Genomic DNA, 22,490 nt, shown 5'->3' with positions numbered 1-22,490 from the left:
GTTTATTTTGAAGTTTGTGCTTTCTTATCCTTCTTGTCCTGTTTTAGCTGGCGGCGCATTTCTTTAAGCTGTTCTGATGTTTTAAAAATATTTTTAAACTTATTGTAATCTACTGTAAAAGAAAAACCAACGCCTGTTTCTACCACTTGCCCTTGTATGACAATGTATTCGTCTCTTCGGTAAGCCCTTAAAGAAAAGCGGCCGTCTTTGGTTAGTTTATAGCCCACATTTACGTTACCGGCGATGGTACTGGCTTTCTGTCCGGGTTGGTTTTGCCCTTCCAAATTGAAATTATTGCCAACAGAAACAGACAGGCGGTCATTGAGAAAGCGTTTGGACAAGGCAACGTTTAAATCGGTACGGTTCTGAGCGGTTCCGGTCGAGTAATCTTCACCTGAAGTTAAACCAAAGTTCAAATCAACACCGGCAATTGAATTTCCTACCAATTTGTTCAACTGATCTGATAACAAACCGCTGACACTGTTCCGCACAATACCTTCCACACCGCTGCTTCCGCCCGAACTTTGCAACGGGTTATCACCAATAAAGTGCCCTAAAACAAGCACGCCCAAAACCTGCTTGTTCAACTCGTTAGGGTCTTGCCTGATTTGTGCCAAACGCGCATCCACGGTATTTACAACATCAGAAGATACGCTGTAACTGCTGTCAGGCAATACAATATCAAAGCTGATGGATGGTTTCATCAACTCATTTTTCAAATTCAGGTTTACATCAAATGGTAACTTTTGTTTGTACATCGTCTCTGTTTCCGAACTTAATTGGTCTGCAACTAAATCAATCGGCGGTACATTGGCCACATAAACTGCTGTCAAGTCAATATTGGCACTAGTCGGGTCGCCCGTCCAGGTAATGGTGCTGCCTTGTTTAAAAGTAAAATTACGCTGTACCGTTGCATAGGACAAATTGTACGAACCCGTATTAACAACATAAGTACCGGTTAAATTGATTTTACCGCTTGGGTCAATGCCTGCATTCAGTTGCGCTGCCCCTTTTATATGCACAATATCACCGTTGCTTTCATCAATAACGATGTTGAAGTTGGCATTTTTATTAATCGTAATATTGGCAGATACATCCATTCCGGTAATGTCCGACTTGCTAACGGAATCGCGTTGTTTGGCCAGCAAAATGGAATCTAATTTTGGGGCATTTTTGTTTACAAACTCAACCACGCCTTTCCGGTCTTCAATTCCCGGGTCGCTTTGCGGCAGTACTATGGTCAGGTTCGTCTGGTCGTTTACCGTTAAATTTGCATCAACTACCGGTTTGCTCATATCGCCGCGTATTTTGATGCGGCTGTTTAAAAAAAGTTTGCCGTAATACAATTGATTGTCTTCGCGGGTAGAATTGATCAGCCTGAAATTATCCGTGTTGATATCGAGGCCAAATTTGAAATCGGTAAATGTTTTGGTGTAAACAGAGCCGTTAATGGTTGCTTTATTTCCGGTAGAATCAACCAAAGTAAAATCATTAAAAGTTATACCATCGCTGTTGAAATTGATCTTTTCATTATTTAAGCTAAAATACGAGTTGAGCATGGCTACATTAAAACCAACCTTATTAAAGTTGATATCGCCGTTTACATTTGGGGCAGAAGGCGAACCGGCAATTTTAACCTGGCCGTTGATAGCACCGGTAGTATTGCGTAAATATCCTAAAGTATAGCCTTCAATACTCTTCATGTTCAGTTTTACAATGTCCAGGTTCAGGTCAATGTTGTTGTCCGGCTGGTTGGTATGGTACAAGCCGGCCAAAGTTACTTCATTGCCTTTTCCGGTAATAGCCACATTTGCAGCATAAGTATTGGCTTGCTGGTTGTTTACTTTGATGGCAATATCGCCCAAGGTATCTGCTTTAAAATTGAAATCGCGGATATTCAAATCAGAAGTAAAAACCGGGCTTTTCTCAAAATTGCTCACCAGCGCATTTCCGTTTATTCTTCCGCCAACTTTCAATGAATCTTTTTCTGCAATTTGGGTCAGCGTTTCTATTTTAAAGTTTTGAAAAGTAATGGCCAACGGGCCGTTCAGTTTTTGGTCTGTGGTGTTTACGCTCAACGTTTGGTTATTACTGGTGATGTTAAAGTTTCGGGCCAAAATACCTTTTCCGCCAAATTGTAGTGCATTACCGGCGTTCACCGTCCATGGGTCATAATCTAGCACCAAACCGTTTTGCAGCAGGCTAAATTCGTACTGGTTCGTCAGCGCTTTCAACACGCCTGCTATGCGGTATTGCTCTTTTAAGCCCTTGTCTTTTATACTTAGATTTACAGACAGCAGGTTGTTTTGTGCGTTGCCGCTGATGCTGGTATTTAACAATTGGATAGAAGATGTTGCAATTTTATCCACACCAAAACTATAGTTCAAAGCATTGTTGCCCGTGTTGATCGCCAGCTTCAAATTGCTGATCTGGTTGGTACCATAAACCGTATTTGGCACAGTGCCATTCACTACCAAATCCCCGGCATCACTGTTAAAACGGCCCGTTAATTTTACCGGGTCTAATTGTTTTAAATCAGGTGCAAATTGCGTTAACAAAGGCGTTTTAGTGATGACAGCCTGGAACGTAAAATTTTGAGGCGCGAATTTTACCCTGGTAAAAGAAGCACCGGTATTGTAGTACTTGCTGATGGTTGATTGTAAAGCTGTTCCAACTTCAGTTAATTTATATTTGCCGCTCATGCGGGCAGTCAGTATTTGAGATTTGATCCTTAACGAAGAACTATCCGCATTGGCGGTCGAAATAATACCAACCGAATCCAGTTGGATGCGTTGCGTTCCCTGTACGATCAGCAAATTGGTCAATTGAATATTTCCGTTTAAATAATCAGGGTCAGCGGTAGGGACATCAGCCACAATTTTGCCATGTAAACGAAGCGGTGTACTCGAAAAATGCAGTCGCTGTAAATTGATGCTGTCTAAATTTAGGGTCGCATTTATCGCAGGATATTTGTTAACCATGTTCACTTTGGCATTCAGCGCAAAGTTGATGTTCGGGTCTTTCATCCTGGCCACGGTATTGATCAAGCCATTATGTGCATTGCCCGTTAAAACCAAATTACGGTAAACATAACCTTTTACATCGGCACGGATCAAATCTGCTGATAAAGTTGCATTGGCGTTTTTTACACTCGTTCCGGATCCTTTTACTTTGGCGTTCAAGGTTAAGCGGCCAACGGTCTTTTCCTGTTTAATCAACCGCCCAACATTAAAATTATCCATTTTCACATCGGCGTTATAAACCTCGCTGCCTTTTTTGCTGCCGCTTTTCATCCCGGCAATTGCATGGATATTGCCATAACTGGAACGCAAAGCCATGTTGGTCGTAAAGTTTTTGATACTTCCTTTAAAGGTGCCTTTTAAGCCCAAAGACTCCGGGATTCGGATGCTGGTTGGGATAGAACCTGCCGGAGCCAGCTTGGCAATATCGCGGCCGGTTGTACTAAAATCTTTGATGTCGAGGTCGAAATACGCTTTGTCCACATCCGGCAAACCTTTTAAATGTGCCGAGGCAGCAATTTTGGTTTGGCCTAAACCGGTTATATTTAAGTTTTGAATCGTCAGGTCGTTCACCTTACCGCTGATCTTTCCGTTCACGTTTAAAATGCCGTTTGCATTGCCTTTAAAAGGCGGCGTAGTGGCCAAAGTTGGTACAAAAGCCAGCACGTCTTTAAAAGCCAGTTTGCTGTTTACAAAGTTTGCGTTCAATTGCAGCTCGCCCAAATTGTTGCTGAGGCTGGAGATGGAAGGATATTTTACATCAAGATAATCGCGGATAACGGTTCCGGGAGTTTCCAGGTACAGGTTTTTCAAAAAAGACTCTTTTTGCCCGTATAAAAACGTGGTATGAAAATTCCTGATCTGCACACCGCTTTTCTCGCTAAAAGCAAACTGGTTGATCTTGCCGGAAATGGTAGTCGGACTGTACAAAATACCATCTGCATCAACGTTCAAGCCCTTTAAGTTCAGGTGCATGTAATCAATGCCGCGGGCAATAGGTTTTGAGGCATTGTTGTCAAACTGAATATCGTTATTGGCAAAAGCAACTTTGCCTAATTTTACCGTCCAGCCTTTTTCTTCGGCAGCGGTTTTCGTGGTCGTGTCTTTGTCAACTGCTTTTTTCGATGCTTCTTTTACCGTGCTTTTTATGGTGGCTGCTGTTGAAGGCCGGCCGGTTGCCATGGCAGCTTTGGTTTGGTTCAGTTCGATATTTCGGATCACCACGCGCTGGTTCTTCAAGTCAATGCTGTCCAAATCAACCAAAAGCTTGCCCAAATCAACTTTGGTTTTCAAAGCGTTGGCTTCGTTTTGATAATCAACCTTGATCCGGTTCAAGTCAATTTCGCCCAACTTCAAATCGTAATTCAATGGTTTGGAAGCAGCCGTATCCGTGGCAGCCGCAGCAACCTGATGTTGGATGACACGTGCATTTACATCCGAAAGCGTAATCTTCGGAACGGTAAACTTCATCTTGTCCAGATCAAAATCTTTAATGTTGGTATCAAAATGGCCTAAATTAAAAGCAACATCATTGCCCGAAACCGCATCGTTGTATTTAATATGGATCCGGTCGAGGTTAATTTTGCTAATCGAAAATTTCATCGAAGCCGTATCGGTTGATTTTGGCTTTTTCTGATCGCTTGCAAAAGCTTTAATGATATAAGTGAAGTTAAAAGCACTATCCGGCATAGTGCGGTTGATGTGCGATGTGATGCCTTGTAAATTAATTTCGTTTATCTCGATTTGGTTGTCCAGGATTTTTAACAAACTGATGTCAACCTTTAGCTTTTCGCCGGCCAGCAAAGTGTCTTTTTTCTGGTCTTCAAAATAAACATTTTCCAAAACCAGCAGCTTGGGCAAACCCAACGAAATATGGCCGATGCGTACCGGCGTATGGATTTTCCCTTCCAGAAAGGTTACGGCTTTATCTTTTGCAAAGTTTTGAACCGCAGGGACTTGTATCAAAACCACCACCAATAATATAAGTGCAATCACACTTACAATCAGCCAGAGTACAACTTTAAGAAATATGCGTCCGTATTTTTTCAAAATTTTTATTGTTGATTAAACCTTATCCTATCAAACGTACCTGTCAGAAACCTTACCAAAGTACCCAAAAATATTTTTGTAAAAAAATAATTGCCTGTTTATAATTTACTTGTTAAAGTTTCCATGCTTCTTTTACCGACTAAAAATTGGTGCCTATGGTTTTTGTTTTGTACAGGCACCAATTTTTAGTCGGTAAAAGAAGCATCGCATTTCCTCTGGTATAAATTTAAACGGGCTTTGTCATTTTTTGGGTCGCTTTTCCACATTTTATTACCGCAAATATAGTTTTTGTAAATTTGTGGTAGATACTTCTTTTATGCCTGATTTTTCTCATTTACACGTGCATACTCAGTTTTCTTTGCTGGATGGCGCTGCCGATGTTACCAAATTGTTTAAAAAAGCTGCTGCCGATGGCATGAAAGCCATGGCGATAACCGACCATGGAAACATGTTTGGCGTGTTTAAATTTGTTGCCGAAGCTGCCAAACACAACGTTAAACCAATTGTGGGCTGCGAGTTTTATGTTGTGGACGACCGCCATAAAAAGCAATTTACAAAAGATAAAAAAGACGTACGCTACCACCAGTTGTTACTCGCCAAAAATGCCGAAGGTTACAAAAACCTCATCAAACTGTGTTCCCTCGGCTACATGGAAGGTTTGTACAGCAAATGGCCGCGCATTGATAAAGAATTGATTGTAAAATACCACAAAGGTTTAATCGCTACCACGTGTTGTATTGGTGCTTCTGTTCCGCAGGCCATTTTGAAAACCAGTGAGGCTGAAGCGGAAGCAGAATTTAAATGGTGGCTGGATTTATTTGGCGAAGATTATTACATCGAATTGCAGCGGCACGAAATTCCGGAGCAGATCAAAATCAACAATGTGCTTACTTCTTTCGCCAAAAAACATGCGGTAAAAGTAATCTGCTCCAACGATTCGCATTATGTAGATCAGCAGGATGCCAACGCACACGATATTTTGCTTTGCGTTAACACCGGTGATATGCAAAGCACGCCGATTGCAACGGATGAAGAAGGCGGAAAAGGCTATCGTTTTGGTTTCCCGAACGATCAGTTTTATTTCAAATCCCAAGCGGAAATGGGTCAGCTTTTTCAGGATATTCCTGAATCTTTAGACAACACAAACGAAATTGTAGATAAAGTAGAAACGCTGAAACTAAAGCGTGATATTTTATTGCCGAATTTTCCGGTTCCACCGGAATTTAAAATCCATCAGGGTGCAGAAGCAGACGTTTTAAACCAGTGGGAATATTTAAAGGATTTAACCTACAAAGGTGCCAAAGAACGTTACCACGAAATTGGTTCCGAAGTGCAGGAACGGCTTGATTTCGAGTTGTTCACCATCAAAACGATGGGTTTTGCCGGTTACTTTTTAATCGTGGCCGATTTTATCAAAGCTGGCCGAAACCTGGGTGTTTTTGTTGGGCCGGGCCGTGGTTCTGCGGCTGGTTCGGCGGTGGCTTATTGCATCGGCATCACCAATATTGACCCGATTAAATACAATTTGCTTTTTGAGCGTTTCCTCAACCCCGACCGTAAATCCATGCCTGATATTGATACGGATTTTGACGATGAAGGCCGCCAGAAAGTGATTGATTACGTGGTTGATAAATACGGACAAAACCAGGTTGCGCAAATCATTACTTACGGTTCGATGGCGGCGAGAACCAGCATTCAGGATGTTGGCCGCGCTTTAAATATGCCTTTATCCGAAGTAAATACGATTAAAAAGTTAGTGCCCGAAACGCTGGGCATCACGCTGAAAAAAGCAATCGAACAGGTTCCTGAACTACAAGAAATATTAAAAGGGAACGACCTAAAATCTAAGGTGCTAAAAGAAGCAGAGAAGCTGGAAGGTTCGGTGCGGAACACGGGCGTTCATGCTGCCGGAATCATCATCGCGCCGGAAGATTTAACCAACATTTTGCCGGTTGCCACTTCCAAAGAATCAACGTTGCTGGTTACGCAGTATGACGGAAAAGTGGTGGAAGATGCAGGCGTTATCAAGATGGATTTTTTAGGGCTAAAAACACTAACCATTTTAAAAGATGCGCTGCGGATGATCAAGCTGAACCATCACCTCGATATTTCTATTGATGAAATTCCGCTGGACGATGCAAAAACTTACGAGTTGTACCAGGAAGGAAAAACGAACGGCACTTTTCAGTTTGAAAGCGACGGCATGCAAATGTACATGCGCGAACTGAAGCCCGATAAGTTTGAGGATTTGATTGCGATGAACGCGCTTTACCGGCCGGGACCGATGGAATATATCCCAAACTTTATTAAACGGAAACACGGTTTGGAACCGATCAGTTACGATTTGCCCGACATGGAAGAGTACCTGTCCGAAACTTACGGCATTACCGTTTACCAGGAACAGGTGATGCTTTTATCGCAAAAACTGGCTGGTTTTAGCAAAGGCGATGCCGACGTTTTGCGTAAAGCGATGGGTAAAAAGCAGATCGAAATCCTGAACAAAATGGAAGCGCAGTTTACCGAAGGCGCAACCGCAAAAGGCCACCCAAAAGATAAACTGACCAAGATTTGGAACGATTGGAAGGCATTTGCGCAGTATGCTTTCAACAAATCGCACTCTACCTGCTACGCTTTTGTGGCTTACCAAACGGCGTATCTCAAGGCTCATTATCCGGCCGAATACATGGCGGCAGTTTTAAACAACCAGAACAACATCGAAAAGATCACTTTTTTTATGGACGAATGTCGGCAAATGGGCATTCCGGTTTTGGGTCCCGATGTGAACGGATCTTTCAATACTTTCACCGTAAACCAAAAAGGAGAAATACGTTTTGGATTGGCAGGCATCAAAGGAGTAGGCGAAAAAGCGGTTGAAAGTATTATCGAAGAACGTGATGCCAACGGCCCGTACCGAACGATTTATGATTTTGCCCGTCGTTCCAATACGCGTTCGGTCAACAAAAAATCCTGCGAGAATTTGGTTTACAGCGGTGCTTTTGACAGTTTCGGTTTAAAACGTTCCCAGTTTTTTTTAAAGACCGAAAACGGGATTTTGACCGGTTTGGAACGATTGATTAAATACGGAAACGATTACCAGAACATGCAAAGCAGTTCGCAGGTTTCGTTGTTTGGCGGCTCAAATGCTTCTTTTATCCCCGAACCTTCGATGCCCGAAGGCGAAGAATATCCGCTGATTGAAAAACTGAAATACGAAAAAGATTTGATCGGGATTTATTTAACCGGCCATCCGCTGGACAATTACAAGTTCGAACTGGAGAAATTTTGCAATGCCACGGTGAAGGATTTAAAGCTAATCCAGAAAATGAAAAACCGCGAAGGCGGCGACGAAGTGATTGCTTCTTTTAACGAACTAAAACGCAAGGCTGATCTTTGTGTTGGCGGCTTGTTGTCCAATGTTCAGCATAAAATGACCAAAACCGGCAATCCATTCGGCACTTTTGTGCTGGAAGATTACAACGATTCGTACGAGTTTGCTTTGTTTGGCGAAGATTACATCAAATTTAAAAACCTGCTGTTCGACGGTTATTTTTTACAGGTGCGTGGAACGGTTGAAGAGAAATTCAGGCAAAAAGATAACTGGGATTTACGGATTTCGCAAATGGTTTTGCTTTCCGAATTACGCGATAAATTGACCAAATCAATCACCATCAGCCTAAACCTAAACGAACTTTCAGACCAGTTATTAAACGATTTACAAGGTTTGGTTGAAGCCAACAACCAGAAATATGCCGTTAAAAACTGTGTGCTGCGTTTCCAGGTGAAAGACAAGGAAGAAGCGATTGCGATTGAAATGCCTTCGCGTAATTTTAAGGTGAATCCGGCGGATGATTTTATTGATCGTATTAAGGAGTTGACTAAAAATCAGCCGTTTTTGAATTAGTGTGTATGAAAATTGAAAAAGATTTATCTGGAAATGAACCAAGGAAAAATAAATTTGACATGATTAAAGAGGCCGCATCAGATCCATTATTTTTAGCAGATATAAAAGAAGTTGCAGGTGATTTTGCTGCAATAGATTTTGAAACGTTAGATGACGATTCAATTTAATAGTTTATAAAATGTCAACTTGTCATAACACAATCGTGGCAAGTAAATTGATTATCTATATTTGTTAAAACATTATTTAAACATATAGATCATGGCTTTAGAAATTACAGATGCCAACTTCGACGAAGTTGTATTAAAATCAGATAAACCCGTTTTGGTTGACTTTTGGGCAGAATGGTGCGGACCGTGTAGAATGGTTGGCCCAGTAGTTGAAGAAATTGCGAAAGACTATGGCGACAAAGCCGTAGTTGGAAAAGTGAACGTGGATAACAATCCCGGCATTTCTATGAAATTTGGCATCCGTAACATTCCGGCTTTGTTGTTTTTTAAGAACGGCGAAATAGTGGACAAACAAATAGGCGCTGTTCCAAAATCTGTTTTATCAGACAAACTGAACAAACAATTGGTATAATACTTCTTTTAGCATATAAAAAACCTGGTTTATTTAAGCCGGGTTTTTTTGTGGGGTTGATTTTGGTGATGCTTCTTTTATCGTATAAAAATTAGTGTCAGATATAAGTTCAGCTTTATTAATTTGTAAATTTGTTTATGGCAACGTTCACGATCAACACAGAGGATAAAAAATCCGAAAAAGCGCTTAAAGCAATCCTGAAAGTACTGGAGATAGATTACCAGGTTCAAAGTTTGAACAAAGCAGAAAGTAAGCCTCAGCCTTTTAATAAAAAGGAAAAGCAGCTATACGAATCTTTAAAAAATACTTTTCATGATATAGAAAAATGGAAAAAGGGAGAGTTAGAATTTAAAGATGCAAGAACTCTTTTGGATGAGCTATAAGATAAGAATTACCCCGTATTTTGAACGTTCTCTAAAGAAAATTGCCAAAAAGCATCGGAGTATCAAAAGTGATGTTTCAATTTTAATAGAGAAACTTGAGCAAGAACCCAAAACCGGAATAGAAATCAGAACTGATCTTTACAAAATTAGGTTAAGCATAGCTGGTTTAAATAAAGGAAAAAGCGGAGGTGCAAGAGTGATTACTTATGTTTTTGTGACAGATGAAATTGTACTTTTAGCAGAAATATACCTCAAATCTGAATACGACACGATTGATGAGCAGGCTGTAATCGAAGGACTGAAAGAACAAGGTTATATTTTGTAATGCTTCTTTTACTGCCTAAAATTTAGTGTCTGAATTTTTAATTTAAAGCAAAACAGCTTTATTTATGAGCAACGCTTTAAGCCACAACCAGGAAATCCAACAATTTGCCAACCTCGAACTGCTGGCCAAGCAAGTGGTAGAAGGTTTTATCACCGGTTTGCACCAAAGCCCGTTTCATGGTTTTTCGGTGGAATTTGCCGAACACCGTGCTTACAACAATGGAGAATCAGTTAGAAATGTGGATTGGAAGCTGATGGCCAGAACCGATAAATTGTTTGTGAAGCAGTTTGAAGAAGAAACCAACCTGCGTTGTTTTTTGGTTTTGGATACTTCTTCGAGCATGAACTTTCCGGAAAAAGGGTTGAGCAAATTGGAGTTTGGCGTTTATGCCGCCGCTTCTTTGATGTATCTGTTTAAAAAGCAGCGCGATGCTTTTGGTTTGTGTCTGTTTTCGGATGAAGTCAATTTTATCAGTTCGGCCAAATCAACTTCTGCGCATCTTTTTTACCTTTTTGCACAATTGGAAAAGGTTTTGCAGGATAAAAAAAGCAAACAAGCGACCGAAATTTCTAACGTTTTGCATCAACTGGCCGGTCAGGTGCATAAACGTTCGCTGATTATTATTTTCAGTGATATGCTGGAAAATGCGTTGGACGAGCAAAAGTCCGCCAATTTATTTTCGGCTTTGCAGCATTTAAAACACAGCAAACACGAAGTTGTGATCTTCAATATTTCCGATCACCAAAAAGAGTTGGAATTTAATTTTGAAAACCGACCGTACCATTTTGTGGATTTGGAAAGCGGTGCCGAAATGAAAGTCCATCCGAACGAAATCCGCGAAGGTTACCGTTCGGCTTTAAATAAATACCGCCACAATTTGGAGTTGAAGTGTGCGCAGTACCATATTGATTTGGTGGATGCCAACCTGAACGATGGCTACGACCAGGTTTTGAAAGCGTATTTGATCAAACGGAATAAAATGGCGTGATACTGTTTTTACCGGCATAAAAACAGTATGAAGTTGTATTGGGTTTTGAACTTGTCATGCCGAATTTATTTCGGCATCTCTCTTGCAAATCTTATCCTTTCTTGTGGGATGCCGAAACAAGTTCGGCATGACTAACTATAAAATCAGGAACAATATTCAACCGCTTCCAAAATAACTTCACAAGCTTTTTCAATCTCTTCCAAAGTAATTATCAGCGGCGGCGCAATCCGCAAAGCCGTTTCGCAATGCAAAAACCAATCTACAATTACGCCGTTTTCCACGCAACGTTTGCTTACACTTTCTACCTGTGTAAAATTGCTTAATTGGATTCCCAGCATTAATCCTTTTCCACGAACTTCTTTTATTTCTGGATGTTGAAGCAATTTTCGGAATAAACTTTCTTTCTCCGGAACTGCATCCATCAGGTTTTCTTTCAGGATAACTTCCAGCGAAGCTAAACCTGCCGCGCAACAAACTGGATGGCCGCCAAAAGTAGTAATGTGGCCTAAAATTGGGTTTTCTTTCAACGCATCCATCACGTGTTTTGGTGCGATAAAAGCGCCCAAAGGCATGCCGCCGCCAAATGCTTTTGCGGTCAGCAAAACATCAGGAACAATGTTGAAATGCTCAAAAGCAAACAGTTTACCAGTCCGGCCTAAACCGCTTTGTATCTCGTCCAAAATCATCAACGTGCCGGTTTGCCAACATTTATGCCGTAAAAGAAGCATGTAATCCAAATCAGGAACGCGGACGCCAGCTTCCCCCTGAATCGTTTCTACAATCACGGCTGCGGTTTCTGTGGTAATTTGTTTTAAATCCTGCTGCTGGTTAAAGTTGATGAACTTGATTCCGGGAAGCAACGGACGATAAGCTTGTTTAAATTCTTCGTTTCCCATCAAACTCAACGCGCCTTGTGTACTGCCGTGATAGCTGTTTTTACAGGCAATAATTTCGTGTCGTCCGGTAAACCGTTTAGCCAATTTCATGGCGCCTTCGGTTGCTTCTGTGCCTGAATTAACAAAGTAAACCGAGTTGAGCGATGGCGGAAGGAGCGACGTGATTTTTTGCGCCAGTTTTACCTGCGGCGTTTGCACAAATTCGCCATAAACACTCAGGTGCATGTATAAATCAACTTGATCTTTAATAGCTTGTACCACTTTTGGGTGCCGGTGGCCGGTATTGCTTACTGCAAAACCCGAAACCAAATCCAAGTAAGCTTTGCCTTGTCCATCGTACAAATAAAGCCCTTCGGCACGTTCAATTTCTAATAATCGTGGCGAGTTGGAGGTTTGGGCAACATTCAACAAAAAAAGCTGTCGGTTTGTAAGCATCTGCAAAAATACAAAAGGCTTTTAACAAGTGTTAAAAGCCTTTTGCCCATGTTTTAGTAAAGTTTAATTCCCATCGGTGCCTTTTTGATATTTCAGCCTTTTGATCATTTCATCATTAAACGAGCGTTCGCTTCTGTAAAACTGCGCCAGTTTATCCGAAGGCAAAATGCGGGCAAACTCGTCTTTGTAATGTTTTTTAATATTTAAGATTTTCGAATCATAATCCAGGTTATCGTTCACAATATCTTGTGGGTTTTTGCTCGAGTTAAGCATGTTTTGCCGTTTTTGGTGCAAAACCACGTTCAGTTCGTTTTGGTACTGGTGGTACACCGGCCAAAATTTATCTGCTTCATCCGAAGAAAGGTGCAAATTATCCGAAATATAATCCATTTTGATAGATTGTATTTTGTGCATGCCGACCGAATTGTCCACATTGCCGTTGCTAAAATTGCTCCTTACATCCTGGTTGCCACGTGAAGGAACATGAAAATTTTGTGCATGACTCCATTCCACTTTGCAAAATAAGGCCAGCAACAAAATGGCAATGCTATATTTTTTGGTCATTATTGATTTGATTGATCTCATAAGGCAACAATTTAGTTAATAGTTGTTTCGTTGCTGTCTGTCGTCAGTTGGTTGTTTTTTATTACTAACCCAGTATCCGAAGTACTGTTTTCTAAAATAATATGGTTTTCGTAAGTATCTGAGTTAAGTTGCAAATAGTTTTCGATGTCCTGGTCAGAAAGGTTAGAAAGCTGCATCTGCACATTGTGCGCGGCCTGGTATTTATTCACAAAAACACCGGTAGTTACCGCCACTGCAATACAAGCCGCCGTTGCATATTTCCAGGCGGCACGGGTAAACAGGTTGCGCACTTTTCCAACCGGTTGTTGCAATGCTTCTTTTATCCCTGTTTTTTCAGTGATCCGGTTTGACAAATCATTAAAATAATTATCAGGAACGGTAAAACCGCTTCCTAAAGCTGCATATTCGTTTATTTTGATACGGGCAGCGATAACGCTTTGCTGCTCGTCAAAAAACGCATCTGATTTTGCAGCCACCGGGTTTGCAGCGCGCATTTCTTCCAATTTAACAATCGAAAGGATTTGCCCTTGCATATTTTCAAAATAACCATCCGGAACCGTAAAGCCGACAGACGGGGTTTTTTGTTTCAGCTCATCTGCATAAATAGCCGAATGGATGCGTTCCTGCTGTTCTTCGAAAAAATGATCGGGAACCAGGAACGGGTTTTTCCTGCTTTGCGCTTTTAAAGCAGGAAAATCATTTAACCAGTCCATATTTTCAGTATTATCGCTCATCACACCAAGATAGAATCAGTTTTTTTGAAAAGGTTTAAAATAGTTTTCGATTAATCTTCTGCCAGCAAATAAGCTTCGATTTTTTTGATGGCCAGGTGGAAAGATGATTTTAAAGCACCAACGCTGGTGCCCAAAACTTCCGACATTTCTTCGTATTTCATCTCGTCAAAATACTTCAAATTAAATACCAGCCTTTGTTTTTCGGGCAAAGTAAGTATGGCCTGTTGCAATTTCCGCTGCGCTTTATCACCGTCAAAATAAGCAGATTCTGTTAATGATTCCGACAGTTCATAAGCCACATCGTCAAACGAAACATTGTTTTTAAGTTTTTTTCGATTTAAAAAGGTGATGCACTCGTTAGTGGCGATGCGGTACATCCAGGTATAGAGCTGTGCATCATTGCGGAAGCCAAGCAGGTTTTTCCAGACTTTTACAAAAATCTCCTGCACCAAATCGTCTGCATCGTCATGGTCAATTACCATGCGGCGCACGTGCCAGTATATTTTTTGCTGGTATTTTTTCAGCAACAGATTAAAAGCCTCATTGCGTGTTTTTTCGTTTTGAAACTTTTCGAGTATCTCGGTATCTTCAACCTGTGTGGACATCTAACAATTATGTTTGGTTTATCGGATTTTATTAAACAAACTTAACCTTTTATACCCTTAATTATTATTTAATCAAGAATAATATCGGCATAACTTTACGCCATTTAAAACAAACGGCTTCATTTTTAGGTGTTAAAAGAAGTATCATACAACAAAAAATTATCAACTATGTGGTGGATTTACGCCTTACTTTCCGCAGTTTTTGCAGCTTTGACTGCTATTTTTGCCAAAATCGGGATTAAAAATGTTAATTCTGATTTGGCAACGGCCATCCGTACGGTTGTTATTTTGTTTATTGCCTGGGGCATTGTTTTGTACAAAGGAAGCGCGAAGCAGGCGCAAGAACTAACGCCGCACAACTGGGTTTTCCTGCTGCTTTCGGGCTGTGCAACCGGCTTGTCCTGGATTTTTTATTTTAAGGCGTTGCAATTAGGCGAAGTATCGCAAGTGGCGCCGGTTGATAAATTAAGTGTAGCATTGTCCATTTTGCTTGCGGCCATATTTTTGGGCGAACCCTTAACCGCAAAAACACTGCTCGGTGCCGGGCTGATCATCGGCGGAACATTTGTATTGATTTTTTAAAGCTAAGCCAGCAAATCCAATACTTGCTGTGAGGAGTTTTTGGTATCCACTTTCTCGATGATTTTTTGGATGATGCTGTTTTTATCAATCAAAAATGTAGTTCGCGCCGTACCCATGTACAATTTGCCGTACATATTTTTCTCCACCCAAACGCCGTAACTTTCTACAATATGATGATCGGTATCAGCAATCAATGTAAAAGGCAACGTGTGTTTGGAAACGAACTTTTTGTGCGATTTCTCATCATCCGTACTTACGCCAACCACGTTGTAGCCTTGCTGCAATAACGATTCGTAATTGTCTCGAAAACTACAAGCTTCGGCCGTACAGCCCGGCGTGTCGTCTTTTGGGTAGAAGTACAAGATCAATGTTTTATCCAGAAAATCTTTCATCGAAACTGATTTTCCATTTTGGTCTGTTGCGGTAAAATCCGGCGCTTTGTCGCCTTCTTTTAAAACTTTGTTTTTGGTTTCCATTACAAATGCTTCTTTTATCGGTAAAAATTTAGGGTCAGCTTTTTTACATTGTCTTTCATGTCAACAGCAACTAAATCCAGTTTGTGTTTTCCTGGCAAACAATGTTCATCAAAAAAATAGCGGAACAACTTCGATTTGTAATCATGTTCCAACAAAACCCATTGGCCATCAATGTACGCATTATAACTTTTAATTCCTGATAAATTATCGCCAATCCTGAAGCTTAGGTTCGTACTTGCCGCCATGTTTTTCCCTTCGGAGATGTTGACCGGCGAAATCGTTGGCGCGATGGTATCCAAAGCAACATAATAATCGCCAAAGTTGCGTACGTTTGCTTTTACAAAACCATCCTGAAAAACGCTGGACTGCGCGCCGCCGCCTGTATTTACAATCACCGCTTTGTTGGAATTGTTGCCGAGGGAAACATCCGGTTTTATCCACAATTCAAAACTATCATGCAGCGGTGTAAAGCGGTTGTGGATGCGATGAACGGGCGAATAACCGCCAGCCTTTCGAGGCAAAGCAGCGTAAACAAAATCGAGGTTATCGTACAAATCCCCAACGGGAAGCACCACTTTAACCTGATCGGTAGAAAAAGTATTTGGCTGGTCGTATTTAAAAAAGGTGCCTTTTGCCGAAGTGATTTCTGCGGAAGTTGCTGGCGGAGAAGATTTTACCTGAAATTTAAAGACAGAAGTATTATCGGCAATATCTTTAACCACATATTCCAGATCGTGTATGGCATCATCGTTAAAATCAATCAAACCGCGGTTTTGCGTGCCGTTGTACAAACCAATTTGGTTGCCGGGGTCAACAAAACTTTTTTGTATCCATCGGCCATAAGTTAAAAAAGCCGGATAATCAATGTGCGAATTGATGGCGTGTGTTTGATCAAAAGCAAAACGTTCAACTGTAAAAACAAAAACAGTTTTACCGTCCGCATTTAATTGGATCGAATAAATGCCGTTATGGTTCATCGAAGTGCTGTTCATATCGTTGGTGGTGATGCCGAAAGCACATTGCCCGCTTAAATGGATTAGCGATGCTTCTTTTAGCCGGTAATTTCCTGCGCCGCCGACAACCGGAATAAATTGCTTGGCCGTGTTTTCGCTAAAAGGTTTTCCGTTGAGGTGATAAGCTGTAATGGAATAAATATTTGGCGAAACATGATCAGGAATAGTCAAGCCAAACAATTGCGGGTTGATGGTTTGTTCGGATTTCGTGTCCCTGATCTCGAAATGCAAATGTGGGCCCGCAGAAGCGCCTGCATTGCCCGACCAAGCAAAAACATTGCCTTTTTGCAGCGGCGCCTGGTTTGGCTGGAGCACAAAGTCAGCATCCCAAACCTGGTTTTTGTACTGGTAATCTTTAATGATCTTGGCAAGATCTGGCGTTACGCGTTCCAAATGCCCGTAAACCGAAGTGTAACCGTTGGGGTGATTGATGTAAACCGCCAAACCAAAACCGCCGTACTGGACACGCAACCGAGAAACATAACCATCGGCAACGGCATGGATTGGATAACCGGTACGCTGGTTAGTTTTAAAATCAAGCCCGGAATGAAAATGATTGGCCCTTAATTCGGCAAAAGAACCGGCCGTGCTGGGCGGTAAATCCAAAGGATAACGAAAATAACCAGGCGGGTAACGGTAAATACTTTGTGGTAAACTGCTGTTTTCGGTAAAAATTTGCGCTTTTGAATTTGTGACCAGACTTAACAGAAAACAAAAAACAGGTAGAAAATTTCTCAACATATCACTTTACCCAAAAATCAAGCAGCTTCTCGTTTTCTAAGTAGCCTTCTAAATGGTCGCCTGCTTTTACGCGCGAAACGCCTGCCGGGGTTCCGGTAAATATCAAATCGCCTTTTTTTAAGGTGAAGTATTGCGAAACGAAAACAATGATTTGCTCGAAAGAAAAAAGCAGGTCGCTGGTTTTTCCGGTTTGCCGAGTTTCCTGGTTCACATTCAAATGAAAATTGATTTGGTAAATATCCGGGAACTGTGTTTTCGGAACAAAATTGCTGATGGGTGCAGAATTGTCAAACCCTTTGGCCAATTCCCAGGGCAAACCTTTTTCTTTGTGTTTTTGCTGAATGTCCCGCGCAGTAAAATCAATGCCCAGACCAATTTCATCATAATAAGTGGCGGCAAATTTTTCGCTGATGTTTTTGCCTTCCTTGCTTACTTTCAGCACAATTTCTATTTCGTGGTGGATGTCTTCCGAAAAATCAGGATGGTAAAAAGGCTTGTTGTCTTTTAAAATGGCGGTATCAGGTTTTAAAAAAATAACCGGTGCCGTAGGTATTGGGTTATTCAATTCTTTGGCGTGTTCGGCATAGTTCCGGCCAATAGCGATGATTTTCATTCAGTGATTTTTTTTCAAAACTAAAAAATAAAAAAGCGCCACCGTTATAAAACAGTGGCGCTTTTGTTATAAAATAGCTGTTACAGTACAGAAATGCGTTTAATAACAGATTCTGTGCCTACGATCATCCGCACAAAATAAAACCCGCTGGACAACCTGGTACTGATCTGGAAAGTGTTTTTCTGCTCGCCGGCTTCCACGCGCTGGGATACCAAAGTCATCACTTCATTGCCCAAAAGATCAAAAATTTTAACGGAAACGTTTGTGTTTTTCCTGACGTTGTAAGTAAGGTTAAGTTTATCCGTTATCGGGTTTGGGTAGATCATTACATCCGAAAGCAGTTTTTCGTTCTCTGTCCGGTCCGAAGTTTGTTTGCCGGTAATGGTTTGGTATTGAGCAGGTTTAATGGCAGGCAAAGTTACTTTTAAACCGTTTTTTAAATAAGAAGTATGTTCAGCTTTAGTTTGAAATTTTGAAGGAATGCTGTCGAACTTAACTTTTGACAGGGCGTTTTTTTGCAACACAAAACTCATAAACAGTACTGCATTCAGCAATACAATAATCGTACTTAAAATAGGGTAGTTGTGTTTCATGTATAAAAATCCTAACCAAAAGTATAGATTTAATAATGCACTAAAAATTACACCGATAAAAACAGTATTAATTTAACAATATTTAACATCTGTAAAAATATCTAAATTCGTGCCATATTTAAAGCCGGGCCTTGTATTATACTTATATACTCTGCACATGTTACATTATTGTTTGATTTAACTATAAATTGTGAACCATAAAGATCTCCACAAATTTTCTGCAGCCGGTTTTTTAATAAGTTTAGGGATTATCTATGGTGATATTGGTACGTCGCCTTTGTATGTTTTTACGGCCATTGTAAACAGCCAGCCCATTTCTAACATACTGATTTTAGGCGGAATGTCCTGCATTTTTTGGACTCTGACCCTGCAAACTACGTTAAAATATGTAGTGATCACCCTGCAAGCCGATAACAAAGGCGAAGGCGGTATTTTTTCCCTGTTTTCTTTGGTGCGAAAAAAAGCCCGATGGCTGATTGTGCCTGCCGTGGTTGGTGGCTGCGCTTTGCTGGCCGATGGTATCATCACGCCGCCAATTACCATTTCTTCGGCCATACAAGGTTTGGATATTATTTATAAAGGGCTGCCTACCATTTATATTGTGGTTGCCATCATCACTGCTTTGTTTTTGATCCAGCAGTTTGGCACTTCTGTGGTGGGCAAGGCTTTCGGACCGATCATGGTTATCTGGTTTACCATGATGGCCGTGCTGGGTATTTCTTATATCGTGCAGATGCCAGGCATTTTTAAAGCGTTAAACCCCTATTACGCCTATTTGCTTTTGGCCCACAACCCTAACGCCTTTATTATTTTGGGCGCGGTGTTTTTGTGTACAACCGGTGCCGAAGCGCTTTATTCTGACCTGGGGCATACAGGCCGCGAAAATATCCGTGTAAGCTGGGTTTATGTTAAAACCTGTCTTGTTTTAAACTATTTGGGCCAGGCCGTTTGGCTGTTGCAGCACGAAAATTTAAAGTTGGGCGTGCGCAACCCTTTTTATGAGATCATGCCTTCCTGGTTTTTGATTTTTGGTATCGGCATCGCCACGATGGCTGCTATTATTGCCAGCCAAGCCCTGATTTCCGGTTCGTTTACGTTGATTTCGGAAGCGGTAAGGTTAAATTTATGGCCCAAAATCAAAATCAATTATCCCACCAACCAAAAAGGGCAATTGTATATTCCAAGCGTCAACTGGCTGCTTTGGGCAGGTTGTTTAACGGTTGTTGCCATTTTCAGAAGATCGGAAAGGATGGAATCTGCTTATGGTTTAAGCATCACCATTGCAATGCTGATGACGACCATATTAGTCACGGTTTACCTGAAACGCAAAAAATACCCGAGTTACCTTGTTTATACTTTCTTTACGGTTTATGTATTGATCGAAGGGACGTTTTTAGCCAGTAACTTAGCCAAATTCGTTCATGGCGGTTGGTTTACGGTGATGATCGGGTTCCTGTTGTTTTCGGTGATGTGGACCTGGCATTCGGCACGGAAAATCAGGAACCGGTATATTAAATTTGTGGAGTTGAGCGATTATTACGAGATCATCAAAGAGTTGAGCGAAGACGAATCTGTGCCGAAATTTGCCTCGCAACTGGTTTATCTTACCAGTGCCAATTTTAGTTCCGAGATCGAATCCAAGATCATTTATTCCATCCTGCAAAAGCAGCCAAAGCGTGCCGATATTTATTGGCTGGTGCATGTTGACGTGATGGACGAGCCCCACGTGTGCGATTACAAAGTAGAATTTTTGGTGCCGGGAAAACTGATCCGGATTGATTTTAAACTGGGTTTCCGGGTAGAGCAGCGCATCAATATCCTGTTTAGAAAAGTGGTGGAAGATTTGGTTAAAAACGGAGAAGTTGACATCACCAGCAAATACATTTCGCTAAACCGACATAAAATTGTAGGCGATTTCAGGTTTATTGTGTTGGAGAAAATCCTTTCCAGGTCGCACAACCTTTCTTTTTATGAGCAGTTCACGATGGAATATTATTTGATTTTGAAAGAACTGAGTTTATCCGAAGAACGCGGTTTTGGCCTCGACCTGAGTTTTGTAACGGTAGAAAAAGTCCCGCTTTTGCTGGCCGAAGCAGACCCTGTCAACATCAAAAGGATACAAATACATTAAAAAATACGGATACTTCTTTTAGCACATTAAAATTTAGGTGATAAAAGAAGCATCGGCCAATACATAAAAAATTACTGATACTTCTTTTACCAGACTAAAATTTGGGTGCTAAAAGAAGCATTGGGTAATTTATGCTGCGTTTAATTTGCTGTGCCGATAGCTGTACGTAAAATAAATAACCAAACCGATAACCAGCCAGATTAAAAACCGGAGCCAGTTGGTGTAGCCCAATTCGGTCATTAAGTAAAAACAGCTTATCAAACCTAAAACCGGAATAAGCGACAGGTTTTTGAGGAAGGACAACACTGTTAGCACGGCAGATAATCCAAAGAACAAAAAATAAGGCAGTTTGTCGTGGTCGCCTGTGTAATGGAAAAGTGCCATAAAAGGTTTCCAAAAGGCGATCAACCCAACCAAAAACAAAACCGGCACAATATATTTGGAGTTGACATACGGGATTTTAAACTTTTTATGTTCGCCTTCCGGTGCTTTGTCCTCTTTTGGAAGCAGCAAAACGCCGCCGCAAACCAGCACAAAAGCAAACAAAGTACCGATGCTGGTCAGGTCGGTTACTTCCGTCAGGTTCAAAAACAAAGCCGGAACAGCAACCACAAAACCGGTAACAATGGTTGCAAAAGAAGGCGTTTGGTATTTTGGGTGGATGCGCGAAAACGCTTTCGGCAGCAAACCATCGCGGCTCATGCTCATCCAAATACGCGGCTGGCCCATCTGGAAGATCAGCAAAACACTGGCCGTTGCAATCACCGCGCTGATGGAAATCACATAACTGATATTTTTTAAACCAATACGCGCGAAAACAAATGCCAGCGGGTCTTCTACCTGCAACTCTTTGTAATTTACCATTCCGGTCAAAACAAGCGCGATCAAAATGTATAAAACGGTACAAATAATCAGCGAATAAATCATGCCGCGCGGCAAATCCCGCTGCGGGTTTTCGCATTCTTCGGCGGTGGTAGAAATCGCATCAAAACCGATATAAGCAAAAAATACGCCCGAAACGCCTTTCATTACACCCGCAAAACCGTTTGGTAAAAACGGGTTCCAGTTAGCAGGTTTCACATAAAAAAAACCTAAAACAATAACGCCGACGACTACGGCAATTTTCAACATCACCATCGCGTTGGTTGCTTTTTTCGTTTCTTTAATGCCCACGTAAACCAGCCAGGTAATGATAAAAACGATAAACAATGCGGGTACATCGGCAATGATTTTTAAACTGCCAATTTGTGGCGCGCTGCTCCATGCCGATGCAGCCAACCTTACATTTTCATCAACCGCGCCGCCGCCTGCTTTTAATTTTTGTAATTGCTCAAATCCACGGTAAGCCGACAAATAATCCATGGTTAAAAAACCGGGGATATGGATGTGGAAACCTTCCATCAAATTGGTAAAATACTTGCTCCAGGAAATGGCCACGGCAATGTTTCCGATGGCGTATTCCATTAGCAAATCCCAACCGATAATCCAGGCAATTAGTTCGCCAAAAGAAGCATAAGCATAGGTATAAGCGCTGCCCGAAACCGGTATCCGCGAAGCAAATTCGGCATAGCACAAAGCCGAAAAACCGCAGGTAATTGCTGTAATCACAAAAAGGATGGAAACGCCGGGTCCGCCGTCATAAGAAGCTACGCCGATGGTAGAAAATATACCAGCGCCAATAACTGCGGCAATGCCCATAAAGGTTAAATCTTTGGTACGCAGCACTTTATTCAACTTGCCGCCTGCATGTTCGCTGTCGCCGTAGCCCGAAGCAAGGTCTTCCAGAAGTTTAGAAACTGATTTTTTTCGGAATATACTTTTGTTCATTTACCGTATTATTG

General features: G+C 41.4%; 18 protein-coding genes. 8 read left to right on the top strand and 10 right to left on the bottom strand.

Features of this window, described 5'->3' with window-relative positions:
- Positions 1-2 precede the first annotated feature (2 nt).
- The gene (locus tag V5804_RS15570) at positions 3-5,069 is read right to left on the bottom strand and encodes a translocation/assembly module TamB domain-containing protein (RefSeq protein WP_369592324.1); all 5,067 of its coding nucleotides are present in this window, start codon (positions 5,067-5,069) and stop codon (positions 3-5) included.
- A gap of 316 nt (positions 5,070-5,385) precedes the next feature.
- On the opposite strand from V5804_RS15570, the gene dnaE reads away from it, so the two are divergent.
- The 6 genes from dnaE to V5804_RS15540 all read left to right on the top strand — a co-directional run bounded on the left by dnaE (position 5,386) and on the right by V5804_RS15540 (position 11,245).
- Positions 5,386-8,970: a DNA polymerase III subunit alpha gene (gene dnaE, locus V5804_RS15565; protein WP_369592323.1), complete on the top strand. Its 3,585-nt coding sequence runs from the start codon at positions 5,386-5,388 to the stop codon at positions 8,968-8,970.
- A gap of 5 nt (positions 8,971-8,975) precedes the next feature.
- Positions 8,976-9,137 carry a hypothetical protein gene (locus V5804_RS15560; protein WP_369592322.1) on the top strand — a complete coding sequence of 54 codons (162 nt, stop codon included), beginning with the start codon at positions 8,976-8,978 and terminating at the stop codon, positions 9,135-9,137.
- 91 nt (positions 9,138-9,228) lie between these two features.
- Positions 9,229-9,549, top strand: a complete 321-nt coding sequence (trxA, locus tag V5804_RS15555; RefSeq protein ID WP_369592321.1) for a thioredoxin — start codon at positions 9,229-9,231, stop codon at positions 9,547-9,549.
- 137 nt (positions 9,550-9,686) lie between these two features.
- Positions 9,687-9,932 (top strand): hypothetical protein, encoded by a 246-nt coding sequence (locus tag V5804_RS15550; RefSeq protein WP_369592320.1) that lies wholly within the window; start codon positions 9,687-9,689, stop codon positions 9,930-9,932.
- Positions 9,904-10,257: a hypothetical protein gene (locus V5804_RS15545; protein ID WP_369592319.1), complete on the top strand. Its 354-nt coding sequence runs from the start codon at positions 9,904-9,906 to the stop codon at positions 10,255-10,257. Before V5804_RS15550 ends, V5804_RS15545 begins: the two co-directional genes overlap by 29 nt.
- Before the next feature lie 64 nt (positions 10,258-10,321).
- Positions 10,322-11,245 carry a DUF58 domain-containing protein gene (locus V5804_RS15540; protein WP_369592318.1) on the top strand — a complete coding sequence of 308 codons (924 nt, stop codon included), beginning with the start codon at positions 10,322-10,324 and terminating at the stop codon, positions 11,243-11,245.
- A 143-nt stretch (positions 11,246-11,388) separates the two neighbouring features.
- Here V5804_RS15540 and V5804_RS15535 read toward each other — a convergent pair whose 3' ends face one another.
- The 4 genes from V5804_RS15535 to V5804_RS15520 form a co-directional block, all read right to left on the bottom strand.
- Complete coding sequence (locus V5804_RS15535) at positions 11,389-12,576, bottom strand: aspartate aminotransferase family protein (RefSeq protein WP_369592317.1); 1,188 nt, start codon at positions 12,574-12,576, stop codon at positions 11,389-11,391.
- A 63-nt stretch (positions 12,577-12,639) separates the two neighbouring features.
- Positions 12,640-13,140 (bottom strand): hypothetical protein, encoded by a 501-nt coding sequence (locus tag V5804_RS15530; protein ID WP_369592316.1) that lies wholly within the window; start codon positions 13,138-13,140, stop codon positions 12,640-12,642.
- Between the two features lie 32 nt (positions 13,141-13,172).
- Entirely contained in the window at positions 13,173-13,895 is a 723-nt protein-coding gene (locus V5804_RS15525) for a hypothetical protein (protein WP_369592315.1), read from the bottom strand.
- A 50-nt stretch (positions 13,896-13,945) separates the two neighbouring features.
- On the bottom strand, positions 13,946-14,500 hold the full coding sequence (locus tag V5804_RS15520; RefSeq protein ID WP_369592314.1) for an RNA polymerase sigma factor: 555 nt from the start codon (positions 14,498-14,500) through the stop codon (positions 13,946-13,948).
- Positions 14,501-14,668: 168 nt separating this feature from the next.
- Here V5804_RS15520 and V5804_RS15515 point away from each other — a divergent pair, with 168 nt between their 5' ends.
- Positions 14,669-15,082 (top strand): EamA family transporter, encoded by a 414-nt coding sequence (locus tag V5804_RS15515; protein ID WP_369592313.1) that lies wholly within the window; start codon positions 14,669-14,671, stop codon positions 15,080-15,082.
- Between the two features lie 2 nt (positions 15,083-15,084).
- On the opposite strand, the gene bcp is transcribed toward V5804_RS15515, so the two are convergent.
- The 4 genes from bcp to V5804_RS15495 form a co-directional block, all read right to left on the bottom strand.
- Positions 15,085-15,558 carry a thioredoxin-dependent thiol peroxidase gene (gene bcp / locus V5804_RS15510; protein WP_369592312.1) on the bottom strand — a complete coding sequence of 158 codons (474 nt, stop codon included), beginning with the start codon at positions 15,556-15,558 and terminating at the stop codon, positions 15,085-15,087.
- A gap of 14 nt (positions 15,559-15,572) precedes the next feature.
- Positions 15,573-17,312, bottom strand: coding sequence for a M23 family metallopeptidase (locus tag V5804_RS15505; RefSeq protein WP_369592311.1), 1,740 nt, complete (start codon positions 17,310-17,312; stop codon positions 15,573-15,575).
- A gap of 1 nt (position 17,313) precedes the next feature.
- Positions 17,314-17,925, bottom strand: a complete 612-nt coding sequence (locus V5804_RS15500) for a fumarylacetoacetate hydrolase family protein (protein ID WP_369592310.1) — start codon at positions 17,923-17,925, stop codon at positions 17,314-17,316.
- 80 nt (positions 17,926-18,005) lie between these two features.
- On the bottom strand, positions 18,006-18,518 hold the full coding sequence (locus V5804_RS15495) for a T9SS type A sorting domain-containing protein (RefSeq protein ID WP_369592309.1): 513 nt from the start codon (positions 18,516-18,518) through the stop codon (positions 18,006-18,008).
- A gap of 187 nt (positions 18,519-18,705) precedes the next feature.
- Here V5804_RS15495 and V5804_RS15490 point away from each other — a divergent pair, with 187 nt between their 5' ends.
- Complete coding sequence (locus tag V5804_RS15490; RefSeq protein WP_369592332.1) at positions 18,706-20,649, top strand: KUP/HAK/KT family potassium transporter; 1,944 nt, start codon at positions 18,706-18,708, stop codon at positions 20,647-20,649.
- Positions 20,650-20,778: 129 nt separating this feature from the next.
- Here the strand turns inward: V5804_RS15490 and V5804_RS15485 are convergent, their stop codons facing one another.
- Positions 20,779-22,476, bottom strand: coding sequence for an APC family permease (locus V5804_RS15485; protein ID WP_369592308.1), 1,698 nt, complete (start codon positions 22,474-22,476; stop codon positions 20,779-20,781).
- Positions 22,477-22,490 lie beyond the last annotated feature (14 nt).

The sequence above is a fragment of the Mucilaginibacter sp. genome, assembly GCF_041088075.1.
In the GTDB taxonomy this organism is placed as follows: domain Bacteria; phylum Bacteroidota; class Bacteroidia; order Sphingobacteriales; family Sphingobacteriaceae; genus Mucilaginibacter_A.
Note: the sequence above shows the minus strand (reverse complement) of the source record. Positions and strands in the feature narration are given on the sequence as shown.

Bases quoted from the DNA above. Each gene is read 5' to 3' on its own strand.
- V5804_RS15560 (WP_369592322.1), top strand. From the start codon at position 8,976: ATGAAAATTGAAAAAGATTTATCTGGAAATGAACCAAGGAAAAATAAA.
- V5804_RS15525 (WP_369592315.1), bottom strand. From the start codon at position 13,895: ATGAGCGATAATACTGAAAATATGGACTGGTTAAATGATTTTCCTGCT.
- V5804_RS15515 (WP_369592313.1), top strand. From the start codon at position 14,669: ATGTGGTGGATTTACGCCTTACTTTCCGCAGTTTTTGCAGCTTTGACT.
- V5804_RS15495 (WP_369592309.1), bottom strand. From the start codon at position 18,518: ATGAAACACAACTACCCTATTTTAAGTACGATTATTGTATTGCTGAAT.
- V5804_RS15530 (WP_369592316.1), bottom strand. From the start codon at position 13,140: ATGACCAAAAAATATAGCATTGCCATTTTGTTGCTGGCCTTATTTTGC.
- V5804_RS15545 (WP_369592319.1), top strand. From the start codon at position 9,904: ATGCAAGAACTCTTTTGGATGAGCTATAAGATAAGAATTACCCCGTAT.
- V5804_RS15550 (WP_369592320.1), top strand. From the start codon at position 9,687: ATGGCAACGTTCACGATCAACACAGAGGATAAAAAATCCGAAAAAGCG.
- dnaE (WP_369592323.1), top strand. From the start codon at position 5,386: ATGCCTGATTTTTCTCATTTACACGTGCATACTCAGTTTTCTTTGCTG.
- V5804_RS15535 (WP_369592317.1), bottom strand. From the start codon at position 12,576: ATGCTTACAAACCGACAGCTTTTTTTGTTGAATGTTGCCCAAACCTCC.
- V5804_RS15540 (WP_369592318.1), top strand. From the start codon at position 10,322: ATGAGCAACGCTTTAAGCCACAACCAGGAAATCCAACAATTTGCCAAC.
- V5804_RS15520 (WP_369592314.1), bottom strand. From the start codon at position 14,500: ATGTCCACACAGGTTGAAGATACCGAGATACTCGAAAAGTTTCAAAAC.
- V5804_RS15505 (WP_369592311.1), bottom strand. From the start codon at position 17,312: ATGTTGAGAAATTTTCTACCTGTTTTTTGTTTTCTGTTAAGTCTGGTC.
- V5804_RS15500 (WP_369592310.1), bottom strand. From the start codon at position 17,925: ATGAAAATCATCGCTATTGGCCGGAACTATGCCGAACACGCCAAAGAA.
- V5804_RS15485 (WP_369592308.1), bottom strand. From the start codon at position 22,476: ATGAACAAAAGTATATTCCGAAAAAAATCAGTTTCTAAACTTCTGGAA.
- bcp (WP_369592312.1), bottom strand. From the start codon at position 15,558: ATGGAAACCAAAAACAAAGTTTTAAAAGAAGGCGACAAAGCGCCGGAT.
- trxA (WP_369592321.1), top strand. From the start codon at position 9,229: ATGGCTTTAGAAATTACAGATGCCAACTTCGACGAAGTTGTATTAAAA.